Here is a 14,893-nt window from a genome sequence, read left to right on the forward strand (position 1 = left end):
CCGCCCTTTTGAAACTTAATTTTATTTAATTCGTATAAAGTATATAAAATAATAAATTGGGGGAATTGTATTGTCACTATTTAATAAAGTATTAGCAAGTGTTGGAATTGGGGCGGCTACGGTTGATACAAAATTACACAAATCAAGTTACACAATTAACGAAATGGTTACTGGTGTTGTAGAAATTGTCGGTGGCAATACTGAACAGCAAATCGATGCTATTTATTTAACGCTCTACTCAAACTTCATTCGTGAAATTGATGATAAAAAAGTCAATGATCAAGCTGCATTACAAAGCATTAAAATTAACGAGCCTTTCACAATTCAAGCAAATGAAAAACGTGAAATTCCATTTTCAATGGATTTACCTTCGATTGTACCAGTCACAACGGGTCATTCACGTGTATGGATTCATACGGGCTTGGATATTAAAAATGCCATTGATCCAAGCGATAAAGACTTTCTAGATATTCAGCCAACGCGTTTAGCAAGTGCTGTTTTATCTGCAGTTCAAAATCTTGGTTTCCGTTTACGTAAAGTAGATACAGAGCAAGCTCCTTCATACTTACGTAATCGGACAAAAATTGTACAAGAATTTGAATTCCAAACAACGAACAATACGTATCGCCGGTATCTAGATGAATTAGAAATTGTATTTTTAGAGCAATCGGAGCGTTCTGTCGAAATTTTAATACAGGTAGATCGACGCGCACGTGGACTTGGTGGCTTTTTATCTGAGGCGTTTAATATGGATGAGAGCTTTATTCGTTTAACGATTTTCGAAAACGATAATATTCAAGCTAAATTAGCCGATGCCATTGAAAGTAAAATGCGTTAATTTTTCAGCGAGTGCTGGGACACCTGCTGAAAAAATTAACGCCTCTGGAGGATGACACGGATTCGGTAAGGAGTTTTTTGCGTTAGCGCAAAGCCGAATCCAGACACAATTACGCCGAGGCATAATTGATTCAAATAAATGGAAGGTGCACGTATACAATCTGTGCACCTTCCTTTTTTACTTATTTTAATCCCGGATAATTTTGCTGACGTAATGCTTCATAAATAACAATAGCTGCTGTATTCGATAAATTTAATGAACGTACATGATCGCTTTGTGGTATACGTAAGCACATTTGCGCACGCTCTTGTGCAAAATCTTTCGGTAAGCCTGTCGTTTCGCGACCAAACATGAAATAAATATCGCGCGTTGTATCGCTAAAATCATGTGTTGTATACGGTTCGTCACTATACGTTTCGATTAAATACACATCACCGTTTTTACTATATTCAATAAAATCTTCTATTGAATCGTGGTATACGACATTTACATGCTCCCAATAATCTAGTCCTGCACGTTTTAACATTTTATCGTCTGTTGAAAAGCCTAACGGACGGATTAAATGGAGTGACGTGTTCGTACCAGCACATGTACGGGCAATATTTCCTGTGTTTGCTGGAATTTCTGGTTGATATAAAACAATATGGTTTGGCACTTTTTATCCTTCTTTCTTACTTATTGTAACAACGCTAGTCCTTTTTGAATTTCGGCTAGCACTTCCTCGTCTTTTTCTACTTCGAGTGCTTTCATCAGTACTTTTTCGGCATTTGCTGCACCGATTTTACCGATTGTCCATGCAGCCGTACCACGAATGACAGGGCGTTCGTCTTTTTGTAACAAGTCGATTAAATCTGGCATTGCACTTTCTTCTTTAAAATGGGCTAGTGCTAATATCGCATTACGCTGAATCGGCTTTTTACCACGCCATGAGCCCGATACATGGCCAAACTTCGCTTTAAACTGTTTATTTGAAATTGTCAGTAGTGGTCGCAATAACGGCTTAGCAATTTCAGGATCTGGTGTAAATTCGTCATGTATCCAATTGAGTTTCCCTTTATTTTTTGGACATACAGTTTGGCATGTATCACAGCCATATAAACGATTGCCTATTTTGGCACGGAATTCATCTGGTAAAAAGCCTTTCGTTTGCGTTAAAAAGGCAATGCAACGCTGCGAATTTAGCTGTCCCGGTGCTACAATTGCACCCGTAGGACAAACATCTATACATAAATTACAGTCCCCGCATTCATCCTCAATTGGCGTAGTCGGTGCAAATGGAATATTCGTCATCACTTCACCCAAATAAACATATGAGCCAAATTCTGGCGTAATGATCGAACAGTTTTTTCCGACCCAGCCGATACCCGCGCGTTCTGCAACAGCACGATCTACAAGCTCCCCTGTATCAACCATTGATTTGGTCTTTACATTCGGCACATGCTCTATTAACCACGCTTCGATTAACTGTAAACGTTCCCGAACAGCTGTGTGATAGTCAATTCCCCACGAAGCGCGACAAAAAATACCACGGCGCTCCCCTTTTTTTCCTTGTGGTGCATTTTCCATACGTGATGGATAAGCTAACGCAATTGCAATTATACTTTCGGCTTCATCTAATAACCGTAATGGCTCGGTACGTAATTCGATGTCGGATTCTTCAAAACCAGATTGAAACCCTAATTGTTGCTGACGGCGCAAACGATTTTTTAGTTCATGAAACGGTGCTGCTGTTGTAAAGCCAATTTTATCAACTCCGATTGATTGTGCATATTCAATAAGTTGCGCCTGAAGCTGTGTCACATTCATTTCCCCAGCCCCTTTCATTTCTTCCAAATAGCTATAGCAAATTTTAGTAATTCTTAATTCAATCCATTACAATAATAGATAGGTGATAACATATGAAAATTTCAATTAACGAAACAATCTTTTCCAAAGCCGAGCAATTAAAAATCGGCCTTATCCATTATAGCAAAATTACCGTGGCAGAATCTCCTCAAATGATTAAAGGCCGTACACAACTTTACCAAGAAAATTTATTTTTTGAATTGCAGGAGTCACCGGTAACAGAACGTGCAGGTATTAAAGAATGGCGCCAACTTTGGAAAACATTCGGTGCTGACCCTAATCGTTACCGTCATTCTGCCGAAAGTCTGATGCGTAGAATCTCAAAGCAAAATTATCTAACACCGTTTCACTCGGCAGTCGACTTAAATAATTTCTTCTCGCTACAATACGAGCTTCCGATAGGTATTTATGATACAAGCACTATTGAAGGTGATATCGAAATCTCGCTTGGTGATGAAAACACAGGTTACGAAGGCTTAAACGGTCGCTTTAACGCACTTGCAAATATTTTATATTCACAAGATGCGCTCGGTGCATTCGGTAGCCCATTTGTTGACTCAAAACGCACCGCTGTTACAGAAGACACAACGGACGCACTACAAATCTATTATTTACAGCCATCTCTACAAGTAGAACAAGCAGAGCAGCTATTAACAAGTGCTGGCAATATGTTTACGCAAATTAATGGCGGCGATTACACGATAGCAATACTAACAAAGGACAACCCTACAATTCAATTTTAAGGAGTGTTTAGATTTGAGTATTAATTTAGCAGAATCCGTAAAATTAAAAAGTATCATTACAAAGAAGATTCAAGAACTGACAGTCGCGGTACATCAAGTAACACATGTAGTAATCGAAAAAGGCGAGGAACCAAAGCAACCTGCGCTTACACTTGAAAAACTAGAAACCGATTTAAAACAACTACGCTACGACTCACGCAAGCTTGATGCACTCATCTATCGTGCAAACATCGACAATACCATCGTTTTTAACGATGAAGAAATGCCGATTGTTGAAGCCATTGAATTAGCAAACCAATTGCGCGCTGAAGCAGCATTTTGTAAAAAGCTCGGCATGGAAGATAAAGAATCGTATTATCATTCAGTCGGAGAAACAATGCTATACCGTATCGCACTTTATGAGCCACTTGACTATTTAAACCGTTCCAACGAACTTGAAAAACAAGCACATCGTTTATCGAACGCAATTAACGCGAAAAATTATCAAGTGGCAATTGCATTTGATGATTCAAATTATTACTAATCCTAGGGCGGTGAGACTCCAAACTAGGTAATAACGAGCGACCCATTTGCAAATGCAAATTTAACTTAGTCTAAACCAATCAACCCTTACCTGTTACTTTGTTACCTTTAACTCATGACCAACCATTGTCAAAGCTAACAACAATCAGCGAATTACTTGATTTTTGCTCGTTATTAAAAGACCCTCTACTCACTTTTGGTGAATAGAGGGTCTTTGCTATTTGATCTATACTAAGACACTTTAAGCGCGTAGTATCTTTATTCGACGCCCGGCAAAATGCTTAGTGTCTTTTCATCCGCATTTAATATTGCATCCACACCCAATGGAATTGCAACATTTGGCGTACAATGCCCGATTTTAAAGCCTGCAACTGTTGGTTTATTAAAAGGCTTTAAATAGCCCGTAATCATCTCAATTACATCCTCATAACTAGATGTGTCATCCGGCATATTGAAATCCCCAATTACAAATCCTGCAGCCTGCTCTAGCTTACGCGCTAAACGTAATTGATTCATCATATGGTCAATTTGCTCAATCTTTTCACCAATATCTTCAAACAGGACAATTTTATTGCTTACATTGATTTCAAATTTCGTACCTAATGTACCGACTAAGCGATTTAAATTACCGCCAACAAGCTCCCCTCGCACCACGCCTGGAATTACTGTCATAAGGGGGGCAATGCTTTCTGTATACTGAATTTCAATCGGTTGGAATAACTGTTGGAACATTTTCTGTGATAGCTCATCTAGTGCTCCTTGTGGACTGGATAACATCGGTCCATGGAATGTTACTAAATTAGAGAATTCATTTACTTGTGTATGTAATGCCGTAATATCCGAAAAGCCCCAAATAATTTTAGGATTGTCCTCTAATAATGGATAACTAATTTTATCAATCACACGTGGAATTCCATAGCCACCCTTAGCTAAAAAAATTGCCTTTACTTCTGGATCTTGTACCATCGCATGGAAGTCAGCGACACGCTCTTCATCAGTTCCTGCTAAATAGCCCTCAAAGCTTTGAATCGTATTTCCTAATTTATAACGTAATCCAAGCTGGTCTAAAAATGCTAGCTTTTCTCCTAATGTTTCTTGTGTAAGTGGACTACTTAAATTAACTACCCCTACTGTATCCCCTTGCTGTAATCTTGCTGGTCGAATTTTCATTTGTTTGACCTCCTTTTGCTACTGTCGTTATTGTATCATAGCGTTTTATGTAAAGCGCATTACCAGGCTACTCGGCATTTATTTAAATTTTATTCCCGTATTTTCATCGATTTTTGCAATACTATTTTTAGATGAACACCTACTACTTTCACAAATAACTGGTGGTATTGCGGTCATCACAGGCGTTTTTATTTCTAATATAAAAACGACACGCATAATATGAGCGTAAGTTGATGTCTTTACCTCTATAAACTATTTACTTTCAAAAAAAGAGGTGCAGCATCGGATACTGCACCCCTTTTACTATTTTACGTCAGTATAAATTACCGTTACATTTGAATGGTTATGCAATGCACTTGCTGGGAAATCCTCTGTAATTACACCGCTACGTAAACGATTTATTGCTTCTTGCTTTGATGTACCTGATATTAAGAGTACCACTTTTTTCGCATTTAAAATCGTTTGAATCCCCATTGTAATTGCATGAGTTGGTACTTCTTCAATCGAATTAAAGTATATTTTATTTGCTTCACGCGTTGACTCTGTAAGTTCTACTACATTTGTTCCTAAATCAAACGAAGTACCTGGTTCATTAAATCCTATATGGCCGTTAACACCAATACCTAAAAGCTGAATATCAATTCCACCCACTGCCTCAATCTTCGCATCATATTGCGTTGCAGCAGTTTGTAAGTCATTTGTATCACCTTCTGGTAAATGAATATTATCAGTCTTCATATCCACATGGTTAAAGAGCTGCTGATCCATATAATAGTGATAGCTTGCTTCATTTGCTGCATTAATGCCTACATATTCATCTAAATTAAATGATTGTGCCTTTTCAAATGAAATTTCGCCTGCTTTATATGCCTCAACAAGTTCTTTATAAAATCCTTCTGGCGTCCCACCCGTTGCCAAACCTAGCACCATTTCAGGGTGTTTCTGTAACTCTTCTTTAAAAATTTTGGCTGCAATTTTACTCAATTCATCATAATCTGCAGCTTCAATCCAATTTATATTCGATACTGTAGTCATCATCTATACCTTCTCCCTTTAGAGCGTAATTTTTAATATCTCCATCTTATTTCTTAACATCATCATGTTAATTTTATCTAAAAATTTTATTATATGCTATATAATAAATCGACAAATTTCCTTTTAATAACCCTATTATTTTGTTTATTAACCACATTTATTTATAAACACATTATCTATTTTAACTTTATTATTTTTTTCATAAAAAAAGACCCTCAACTAATCGTTGAAAGCCTTGTTTTAATAAGGTTTATGACAGTTAACCTTATTAATAGTATACCGATAGTCGGGGTCGAACCGACACTCCTCACGGAACCGGATTTTGAGTCCGGCGCGTCTGCCAATTCCGCCATATCGGCAAGAAAATGGATATAAAAAAAACCGGATTAACCGATTTCATTAAAAATATGGAGGCGGCAACCGGATTTGAACCGGTGATAAAGGTGTTGCAGACCTGTGCCTTACCACTTGGCTATGCCGCCATATTTATGGAGCGGAAGACGAGGTTCGAACTCGCGACCCCCACCTTGGCAAGGTGGTGTTCTACCACTGAACTACTTCCGCAAACGAATGGCTGGGGAACCTGGATTCGAACCAGGGCATGACGGAATCAAAATCCGTTGCCTTACCGCTTGGCTATACCCCAATAAAGGAAATTTCAATTTAATAATAATGGGGCGACTGATGGGAATCGAACCCACGAATGCCTGAACCACAATCAGGTGCGTTAACCACTTCGCCACAACCGCCATAATAAAAAATAGAATATAATAAAACAAAAAATAAATGGGGCGACTGATGGGAATCGAACCCACGAATGCCTGAACCACAATCAGGTGCGTTAACCACTTCGCCACAACCGCCACTATCGTATTTTGTTTTTGTAAATTGGCAGGGGCAGTAGGAATCGAACCCACACTGACGGTTTTGGAGACCGTAGTTCTACCTTTAAACTATGCCCCTAAAAAGAGATGGTGGAGGGGGACGGATTCGAACCGCCGAACCCTAAGGAGCGGATTTACAGTCCGCCGCGTTTAGCCACTTCGCTACCCCTCCAGGTAATGGTGCCGGCGAAAGGAGTCGAACCCTCGACCTACTGATTACAAGTCAGTTGCTCTACCAACTGAGCTACACCGGCAAAAATATGGTGGGTTTGGACGGAATCGAACCGCCGACACTTAGAGCTTCAATCTAATGCTCTACCAACTGAGCTACAAACCCATATATGTATTATTTGTTAAAAATGGCGGTCCCGACCGGGATCGAACCGGCGATCTCCTGCGTGACAGGCAGGCATGTTAACCGCTACACCACGGGACCTTTTGGTTGCGGGGACAGGACTTGAACCTGTGACCTTCGGGTTATGAGCCCGACGAGCTACCACTGCTCCACCCCGCGATAATACTGTATTATTTTTAATGGTGGAGGATGACGGGCTCGAACCGCCGACCCCCTGCTTGTAAGGCAGGTGCTCTCCCAGCTGAGCTAATCCTCCATGCTGGATATAATGAAATATAATTAATGGTGACCCGTACGGGATTCGAACCCGTGTTACCGCCGTGAAAGGGCGGTGTCTTAACCACTTGACCAACGGGCCATTTAAAAGTTTGCCTGGCGGAGAGTAAGGGATTTGAACCCTTGATGCAGTGTTACCCGCATACACGATTTCCAATCGTGCTCCTTCGGCCACTCGGACAACTCTCCAAGATTTAGATGGCTCCGAAGGCAGGACTCGAACCTGCGACCTGCCGGTTAACAGCCGGATGCTCTACCAACTGAGCTACTTCGGAATAATTATATGTTAGCCTAGCGACGTCCTACTCTCACAGGGGGAAACCCCCAACTACCATCGGCGCTAAAGAGCTTAACTTCTGTGTTCGGTATGGGAACAGGTGTGACCTCTTTGCCATCATCACTAGACTAATTTTGAAAGACATTTATTATTATACTTTAATTAACTTATTTCGTCAAGTATTATTATATTTTTTTATTCTTTCAAAACTGGATAAACGTTTCATTGATTTTCGTAAACATGTGGTTAAGTCCTCGACCGATTAGTATTCGTCAGCTACATGTGTCGCCACACTTCCACCTCGAACCTATCTACCTGATCGTCTTTCAGGGGTCTTACTTACTTGCGTAATGGGAAATCTCATCTTGAGGGGGGCTTCATGCTTAGATGCTTTCAGCACTTATCCCGTCCACACATAGCTACCCAGCGATGCCTTTGGCAAGACAACTGGTACACCAGCGGTGTGTCCATCCCGGTCCTCTCGTACTAAGGACAGCTCCTCTCAAATTTCCTACGCCCACGACGGATAGGGACCGAACTGTCTCACGACGTTCTGAACCCAGCTCGCGTACCGCTTTAATGGGCGAACAGCCCAACCCTTGGGACCGACTACAGCCCCAGGATGCGATGAGCCGACATCGAGGTGCCAAACCTCCCCGTCGATGTGGACTCTTGGGGGAGATAAGCCTGTTATCCCCGGGGTAGCTTTTATCCGTTGAGCGATGGCCCTTCCATGCGGAACCACCGGATCACTAAGCCCGTCTTTCGACCCTGCTCGACTTGTAGGTCTCGCAGTCAAGCTCCCTTATGCCTTTACACTCTACGAATGATTTCCAACCATTCTGAGGGAACCTTTGGGCGCCTCCGTTACCTTTTAGGAGGCGACCGCCCCAGTCAAACTGTCCGCCTGACACTGTCTCCTACCCCGCTAAGGGGCATGGGTTAGAAGTTCAATACAACCAGGGTAGTATCCCACCGACGCCTCCTTCGAAGCTGGCGCTCCGAGATCTCTGGCTCCTACCTATCCTGTACAAGTTGTACCAAAATTCAATATCAAGCTACAGTAAAGCTCCACGGGGTCTTTCCGTCCTGTCGCGGGTAACCTGCATCTTCACAGGTACTATAATTTCACCGAGTCTCTCGTTGAGACAGTGCCCAGATCGTTACGCCTTTCGTGCGGGTCGGAACTTACCCGACAAGGAATTTCGCTACCTTAGGACCGTTATAGTTACGGCCGCCGTTTACTGGGGCTTCAATTCGCAGCTTCGCTTGCGCTAACCACTCCTCTTAACCTTCCAGCACCGGGCAGGCGTCAGCCCCTATACGTCACCTTACGGTTTTGCAGAGACCTGTGTTTTTGCTAAACAGTCGCCTGGGCCTATTCACTGCGGCTCTCTCGGGCTATACACCCTACCAGAGCACCCCTTCTCCCGAAGTTACGGGGTCATTTTGCCGAGTTCCTTAACGAGAGTTCTCTCGCACACCTTAGGATTCTCTCCTCGACTACCTGTGTCGGTTTGCGGTACGGGTACCTCCCACCTCGATAGAGGCTTTTCTTGGCAGTGTGAGATCAGGAACTTCCTCCATACGGAGTCGTCATCACAGCTCAATGTTAAAGTACGCGGATTTGCCTACGCACACACCTTACTGCTTGAACAGAGACAACCAACGCTCTGCTTACCCTACCCTACTGCGTCCCCCCATTTCTCAAACGGTGGGGAGGTAGTACAGGAATATCAACCTGTTATCCATCGCCTACGCCTATCGGCCTCGGCTTAGGTCCCGACTAACCCTGAGCGGACGAGCCTTCCTCAGGAAACCTTAGTCATACGGTGCATGGGATTCTCACCCATGTTTCGCTACTCATACCGGCATTCTCACTTCTAAGCGCTCCACCAGTCCTTCCGGTCTGACTTCAACGCCCTTAGAACGCTCTCCTACCACGCATACCAACGGTATGCATCCACAGCTTCGGTGAATCGTTTAGCCCCGATACATTTTCGGCGCAGCGTCACTCGACCAGTGAGCTATTACGCACTCTTTAAATGATGGCTGCTTCTAAGCCAACATCCTGGTTGTCTAAGCAACGCCACATCCTTTTCCACTTAACGATTACTTTGGGACCTTAGCTGGTGGTCTGGGCTGTTTCCCTTTTGACTACGGATCTTATCACTCGCAGTCTGACTCCCGTGTATAAATATCCGGCATTCGGAGTTTGTCTGAATTCGGTAAAGCGAGATGCCCCCTAGTCCAAACAGTGCTCTACCTCCGGTATTCTCAATCACGAGGCTAGCCCTAAAGCTATTTCGGAGAGAACCAGCTATCTCCAAGTTCGATTGGAATTTCTCCGCTACCCACACCTCATCCCCGCACTTTTCAACGTGCGTGGGTTCGGACCTCCAGTAAGTGTTACCTCACCTTCATCCTGGACATGGGTAGATCACCTGGTTTCGGGTCTACGACCACGTACTAATTCGCCCTATTCAGACTCGCTTTCGCTGCGGCTCCGTCTTATCAACTTAACCTCGCACGTAATCGTAACTCGCCGGTTCATTCTACAAAAGGCACGCTATCACCCATTAACGGGCTCTAACTACTTGTAGGCACACGGTTTCAGGATCTATTTCACTCCCCTTCCGGGGTGCTTTTCACCTTTCCCTCACGGTACTGGTTCACTATCGGTCACTAGGTAGTATTTAGCCTTGGGAGATGGTCCTCCCGGATTCCGACGGAATTTCACGTGTTCCGCCGTACTCAGGATCCACTCTGGAGGGACTGAACTTTTGACTACAGGGCTTTTACCTTGTTTCGCGGACCTTTCCAAGTCGCTTCGTCTAATCCAATCTTTTGTAACTCCGTATAGAGTGTCCTACAACCCCAAAGAGCAAGCTCTTTGGTTTGGGCTCTTCCCGTTTCGCTCGCCGCTACTCAGGGAATCGAATTTTCTTTCTGTTCCTGCAGGTACTTAGATGTTTCAGTTCCCTGCGTCTGTCCTCATCACGTTATGTATTCACGTGTAGATACTATCCGATTAAAGATAGTGGGTTCCCCCATTCGGAAATCCCCGGATCAAAGCTTACTTACAGCTCCCCGAGGCATATCGGTGTTAGTGCCGTCCTTCATCGACTCCTAGTGCCAAGGCATCCACCGTGCGCCCTTATTAACTTAACCAAAAGTTAAACTTACTTAAAAAGTAAGATTTTAAGGATATTGCACGATCAATTACTTGATCTATGTTTGTTTATTACTTATCAATGTCGTTTTATCCAGTTTTCAAAGAACAAGACAGCGAACTTCCATCACATCGTGACTAAGCTTCACTGAATTTGCTTCATGCAGTCTTGCGACGATAGCGCTAGCGGCAGGAGCAAATATTTTTTTGAAGTATTCCATTCAATTAAGAATGAACCTTCAAAACTGAACAGCAACCGTTAATGTTTCATTCCCTAGGAATGAATTCCGAAAAATCCTTAGAAAGGAGGTGATCCAGCCGCACCTTCCGATACGGCTACCTTGTTACGACTTCACCCCAATCATCTATCCCACCTTCGGCGGCTGGCTCCATAAAGGTTACCTCACCGACTTCGGGTGTTACAAACTCTCGTGGTGTGACGGGCGGTGTGTACAAGGCCCGGGAACGTATTCACCGCGGCATGCTGATCCGCGATTACTAGCGATTCCGGCTTCATGTAGGCGAGTTGCAGCCTACAATCCGAACTGAGAACGGTTTTATCGGATTAGCTCCCCCTCACGGGTTGGCAACCGTTTGTACCGTCCATTGTAGCACGTGTGTAGCCCAGGTCATAAGGGGCATGATGATTTGACGTCATCCCCACCTTCCTCCGGTTTATCACCGGCAGTCTCCTTAGAGTGCCCAACTAAATGATGGCAACTAAGAACAAGGGTTGCGCTCGTTGCGGGACTTAACCCAACATCTCACGACACGAGCTGACGACAACCATGCACCACCTGTCACCGTTGTCCCCGAAGGGAAAACTGTATCTCTACAGTGGTCAATGGGATGTCAAGACCTGGTAAGGTTCTTCGCGTTGCTTCGAATTAAACCACATGCTCCACCGCTTGTGCGGGCCCCCGTCAATTCCTTTGAGTTTCAGTCTTGCGACCGTACTCCCCAGGCGGAGTGCTTAATGCGTTAGCTGCAGCACTGAGGGGCGGAAACCCCCAACACTTAGCACTCATCGTTTACGGCGTGGACTACCAGGGTATCTAATCCTGTTTGCTCCCCACGCTTTCGCGCCTCAGTGTCAGTTACAGACCAGAAAGTCGCCTTCGCCACTGGTGTTCCTCCAAATCTCTACGCATTTCACCGCTACACTTGGAATTCCACTTTCCTCTTCTGCACTCAAGTTCCCCAGTTTCCAATGACCCTCCCCGGTTGAGCCGGGGGCTTTCACATCAGACTTAAGGAACCACCTGCGCGCGCTTTACGCCCAATAATTCCGGACAACGCTTGCCACCTACGTATTACCGCGGCTGCTGGCACGTAGTTAGCCGTGGCTTTCTAACAAGGTACCGTCAAGGTAGCGCCAGTTACTACGCTACTTGTTCTTCCCTTGCAACAGAGTTTTACGAACCGAAATCCTTCTTCACTCACGCGGCGTTGCTCCATCAGACTTTCGTCCATTGTGGAAGATTCCCTACTGCTGCCTCCCGTAGGAGTCTGGGCCGTGTCTCAGTCCCAGTGTGGCCGATCACCCTCTCAGGTCGGCTACGCATCGTCGCCTTGGTGAGCCGTTACCTCACCAACTAGCTAATGCGCCGCGGGTCCATCCTATAGTGATAGCCGAAACCATCTTCCAACTTCCAACCATGTGGTTCAAAGTATTATCCGGTATTAGCTCCGGTTTCCCGAAGTTATCCCAGTCTATAGGGTAGGTTACCCACGTGTTACTCACCCGTCCGCCGCTAATGTCATTGGAGCAAGCTCCAAATCCATTCGCTCGACTTGCATGTATTAGGCACGCCGCCAGCGTTCGTCCTGAGCCAGGATCAAACTCTCCATAAAAGTAGTTTGAAAGCTCATTTGCTTTGCTAGCGATTCTAACAATTAAGTTAGAAATCATTTTCGCTTCATTTAAGAAGCTATATTCATTAACGTTGCTTGTTCAGTTTTCAAGGTTCATGTTGTTTCAATGTCGTTTTAGCGACTTCTCTAATTTAACATTTCTATCTTTCACTGTCAATCATTTTTTGTAAAAAGTTTTTCGAGCAGTTTCAAAAGCGATTTTGTTGTTTTTCCGAGTACGTCTTAGCGACATTTAATATACTACAATACTTTCATTCAATACGTCAATACTTTTTTAAAAAAATTTTTCAGAGCGTATTAGACGCTCTGAAAACTATTATTATAAACCATATTCTCTTTCAACAAACTGTGGGTCAACGTAATAATTACGATGGAAGATTGCCTCATTTTTCGCAATTACTTCTTCAACCATAATTAACCCCCGTTCAATTAAATATTCAACAAACACTTCTAAATCCGTTGAGTAGTAGCTTAACTCTGGCTGATCATGTAGCTCTTGAATTGTCCAAGATGGCTGAGTTAGCATCATTTCTAAAATATGCTGTGCACCATCATTCGTTCTTGAATTAATTAAAAATTCACCTGCTAAAAATAGCAGCTCTAAACGTTTTTCTAAGCTTTCATTACTCAAAATTAACTCTTCATATAATTTATAAATAGCTGGATCGTTGCGTTTTACTTGTGCCCATACCGTCACTTCTGGGTAATGACCGCTATCAATAATAGAAAGTCTACCTAAATGATGCAATAATGCTACAACATGATTATAAGCATCTAAATAATGACCATCTTCAAATAGCTCTTCCCCCTCTTGATAACGGCGAATTAGTTTAGCAAATTGAATACCTGTTTTTAACTTACGCCCAAAAAACGGGAACTCTTGCATCTCTGAACGAAGCTTGAACAAAAACTCATTGCGATCAAACATAATTTTACCATGAAATAGCCAGTCTACTAAACGACGGTTCGAACCAATGAAAATCCATTTACGTAAACGTTCTTCTGTAATAATATGCATCACCATTTTTGCATCACCGTATGAATAATGCTTAGAATAAATTGGTGTATCACTTTCTTTTACTATTATAAGAAGAACAGCATCGAATGTATCGGTCATATTTTCAGCGCCTTCACGCTTATTAATCAAAATGACCCCCAAAGTATCAGGCTGACTCGCACGCTCTTGATAAATCGGTCTTAAAATATGTTCCATATCAAATCCCCCTAAAAATTGCGCTACTTCGAAATTGTTTATTAGTTATTGTAAATGCTCTAAGGCAAATTAACTAGTCCATTCCGTCTTATTTTTGTTAATTCAATGAATACCAATATTAAAAAAACATCCATTATGACTTTTGAACTTATTTATTATTGAGTTCGACGTTAATAATTCAAATCCTTTTTTATAATGGTACTCAATAAAAAACGGTGCATCAATGGATTATCCAAATTTTTTCACATCTACAAATTTTAATCCAATATATGTTATAGTATATTTTAGATTAGGAGGCACACGAAATGAAAAAATATAATAGTAAAATTAATAAAATCCGTTCCTTTGCATTATCTCTTGTTTTCATAGGCTTCGTTGTTATGTATGGTGCGATTTTCTTTAAAAACAATCCAATTTTAGTATTAATCTTCATCTCGCTTGGGCTTATTTGTATTATTGGTAGTACGGTTGTTTATCTTTGGATTGGTTTACTATCCACCAAAGCTGTACAAGTTGTGTGTCCTGGATGTGGTAAGTGGACAAAGGTCTTAGGACGCGTTGATATTTGCATGTACTGCAATGAAACGTTGACACTTGACCCTACATTAGAAGGTAAGGAATTCGATCAAGCATACAATAAAAGATAACGACTAAAGTGCATTCCATTTGATGAATGCACTTTTTCCTC

General features: G+C 42.6%; 9 protein-coding genes, 16 tRNA genes and 3 rRNA genes. 4 read left to right on the forward strand and 24 right to left on the reverse strand.

Features of this window, described 5'->3' with window-relative positions; all coding sequences use genetic code 11:
• The first annotated feature begins 70 nt into the window (after positions 1-70).
• The gene (locus O7776_RS16750; protein WP_274308097.1) at positions 71-838 is read left to right on the forward strand and encodes a sporulation protein; all 768 of its coding nucleotides are present in this window, start codon (positions 71-73) and stop codon (positions 836-838) included.
• A 181-nt stretch (positions 839-1,019) separates the two neighbouring features.
• Here the strand turns inward: O7776_RS16750 and trmL are convergent, their stop codons facing one another.
• On the reverse strand, positions 1,020-1,493 hold the full coding sequence (gene trmL, locus O7776_RS16755) for a tRNA (uridine(34)/cytosine(34)/5-carboxymethylaminomethyluridine(34)-2'-O)-methyltransferase TrmL (protein ID WP_274308098.1): 474 nt from the start codon (positions 1,491-1,493) through the stop codon (positions 1,020-1,022).
• A 20-nt stretch (positions 1,494-1,513) separates the two neighbouring features.
• Positions 1,514-2,644 carry a tRNA epoxyqueuosine(34) reductase QueG gene (queG, locus tag O7776_RS16760; RefSeq protein ID WP_274308099.1) on the reverse strand — a complete coding sequence of 377 codons (1,131 nt, stop codon included), beginning with the start codon at positions 2,642-2,644 and terminating at the stop codon, positions 1,514-1,516.
• A 92-nt stretch (positions 2,645-2,736) separates the two neighbouring features.
• Between queG and O7776_RS16765 the strand changes: the two genes are divergently transcribed.
• A complete protein-coding gene (locus O7776_RS16765; protein ID WP_274308100.1) occupies positions 2,737-3,426 on the forward strand; it encodes a B3/B4 domain-containing protein in 690 nt (229 codons plus the stop codon).
• A 13-nt stretch (positions 3,427-3,439) separates the two neighbouring features.
• Positions 3,440-3,949, forward strand: coding sequence for a hypothetical protein (locus O7776_RS16770; protein WP_274308101.1), 510 nt, complete (start codon positions 3,440-3,442; stop codon positions 3,947-3,949).
• A 257-nt stretch (positions 3,950-4,206) separates the two neighbouring features.
• On the opposite strand, the gene O7776_RS16775 is transcribed toward O7776_RS16770, so the two are convergent.
• From O7776_RS16775 to O7776_RS16880, 22 genes are all read right to left on the reverse strand, one after another.
• Positions 4,207-5,118, reverse strand: a complete 912-nt coding sequence (locus O7776_RS16775; protein WP_274308102.1) for a S66 peptidase family protein — start codon at positions 5,116-5,118, stop codon at positions 4,207-4,209.
• 303 nt (positions 5,119-5,421) lie between these two features.
• Entirely contained in the window at positions 5,422-6,135 is a 714-nt protein-coding gene (gene nagB, locus O7776_RS16780; RefSeq protein WP_420802188.1) for a glucosamine-6-phosphate deaminase, read from the reverse strand.
• 295 nt (positions 6,136-6,430) lie between these two features.
• Positions 6,431-6,512: transfer RNA gene (locus O7776_RS16785), tRNA-Leu, on the reverse strand.
• Between the two features lie 49 nt (positions 6,513-6,561).
• A tRNA-Cys gene (locus tag O7776_RS16790) sits at positions 6,562-6,635 on the reverse strand.
• 7 nt (positions 6,636-6,642) lie between these two features.
• Positions 6,643-6,717, reverse strand: a tRNA-Gly gene (locus O7776_RS16795).
• A gap of 7 nt (positions 6,718-6,724) precedes the next feature.
• Positions 6,725-6,799, reverse strand: a tRNA-Gln gene (locus tag O7776_RS16800).
• Between the two features lie 27 nt (positions 6,800-6,826).
• Positions 6,827-6,902: transfer RNA gene (locus O7776_RS16805), tRNA-His, on the reverse strand.
• 38 nt (positions 6,903-6,940) lie between these two features.
• A tRNA-His gene (locus O7776_RS16810) sits at positions 6,941-7,016 on the reverse strand.
• A gap of 26 nt (positions 7,017-7,042) precedes the next feature.
• A tRNA-Trp gene (locus O7776_RS16815) sits at positions 7,043-7,116 on the reverse strand.
• A 9-nt stretch (positions 7,117-7,125) separates the two neighbouring features.
• Positions 7,126-7,209, reverse strand: a tRNA-Tyr gene (locus O7776_RS16820).
• 6 nt (positions 7,210-7,215) lie between these two features.
• Positions 7,216-7,291: transfer RNA gene (locus O7776_RS16825), tRNA-Thr, on the reverse strand.
• A gap of 7 nt (positions 7,292-7,298) precedes the next feature.
• A tRNA-Phe gene (locus O7776_RS16830) sits at positions 7,299-7,374 on the reverse strand.
• A gap of 23 nt (positions 7,375-7,397) precedes the next feature.
• Positions 7,398-7,473: transfer RNA gene (locus O7776_RS16835), tRNA-Asp, on the reverse strand.
• A gap of 3 nt (positions 7,474-7,476) precedes the next feature.
• Positions 7,477-7,551 (reverse strand) — tRNA-Met (locus tag O7776_RS16840).
• 21 nt (positions 7,552-7,572) lie between these two features.
• A tRNA-Val gene (locus tag O7776_RS16845) sits at positions 7,573-7,648 on the reverse strand.
• Between the two features lie 27 nt (positions 7,649-7,675).
• Positions 7,676-7,750: transfer RNA gene (locus tag O7776_RS16850), tRNA-Glu, on the reverse strand.
• A gap of 15 nt (positions 7,751-7,765) precedes the next feature.
• Positions 7,766-7,857, reverse strand: a tRNA-Ser gene (locus O7776_RS16855).
• A 10-nt stretch (positions 7,858-7,867) separates the two neighbouring features.
• A tRNA-Asn gene (locus O7776_RS16860) sits at positions 7,868-7,943 on the reverse strand.
• A gap of 14 nt (positions 7,944-7,957) precedes the next feature.
• Positions 7,958-8,073: ribosomal RNA gene (gene rrf / locus O7776_RS16865) — 5S ribosomal RNA — on the reverse strand.
• A 114-nt stretch (positions 8,074-8,187) separates the two neighbouring features.
• Positions 8,188-11,116, reverse strand: a 23S ribosomal RNA gene (locus O7776_RS16870).
• Positions 11,117-11,419: 303 nt separating this feature from the next.
• Positions 11,420-12,971: ribosomal RNA gene (locus O7776_RS16875) — 16S ribosomal RNA — on the reverse strand.
• Together the 16S, 23S and 5S rRNA genes with 16 tRNA genes alongside form the textbook arrangement of a ribosomal RNA operon.
• A gap of 340 nt (positions 12,972-13,311) precedes the next feature.
• Positions 13,312-14,205, reverse strand: a complete 894-nt coding sequence (locus O7776_RS16880) for a nucleotidyltransferase-like protein (protein WP_241370436.1) — start codon at positions 14,203-14,205, stop codon at positions 13,312-13,314.
• Positions 14,206-14,510: 305 nt separating this feature from the next.
• Here O7776_RS16880 and O7776_RS16885 point away from each other — a divergent pair, with 305 nt between their 5' ends.
• Positions 14,511-14,852, forward strand: a complete 342-nt coding sequence (locus O7776_RS16885; protein ID WP_241370435.1) for a YgzB family protein — start codon at positions 14,511-14,513, stop codon at positions 14,850-14,852.
• The last annotated feature ends 41 nt before the right edge of the window (positions 14,853-14,893 follow it).

The organism is Solibacillus daqui (assembly GCF_028747805.1).
Classification (GTDB): domain Bacteria; phylum Bacillota; class Bacilli; order Bacillales_A; family Planococcaceae; genus Solibacillus; species Solibacillus daqui.

Excerpts from the sequence above, each read along its gene's own strand:
- queG (WP_274308099.1), bottom strand. The coding sequence starts at position 2,644 with ATGAATGTGACACAGCTTCAGGCGCAACTTATTGAATATGCACAATCA.
- O7776_RS16765 (WP_274308100.1), top strand. The coding sequence starts at position 2,737 with ATGAAAATTTCAATTAACGAAACAATCTTTTCCAAAGCCGAGCAATTA.
- O7776_RS16775 (WP_274308102.1), bottom strand. The coding sequence starts at position 5,118 with ATGAAAATTCGACCAGCAAGATTACAGCAAGGGGATACAGTAGGGGTA.
- O7776_RS16880 (WP_241370436.1), bottom strand. The coding sequence starts at position 14,205 with ATGGAACATATTTTAAGACCGATTTATCAAGAGCGTGCGAGTCAGCCT.
- O7776_RS16885 (WP_241370435.1), top strand. The coding sequence starts at position 14,511 with ATGAAAAAATATAATAGTAAAATTAATAAAATCCGTTCCTTTGCATTA.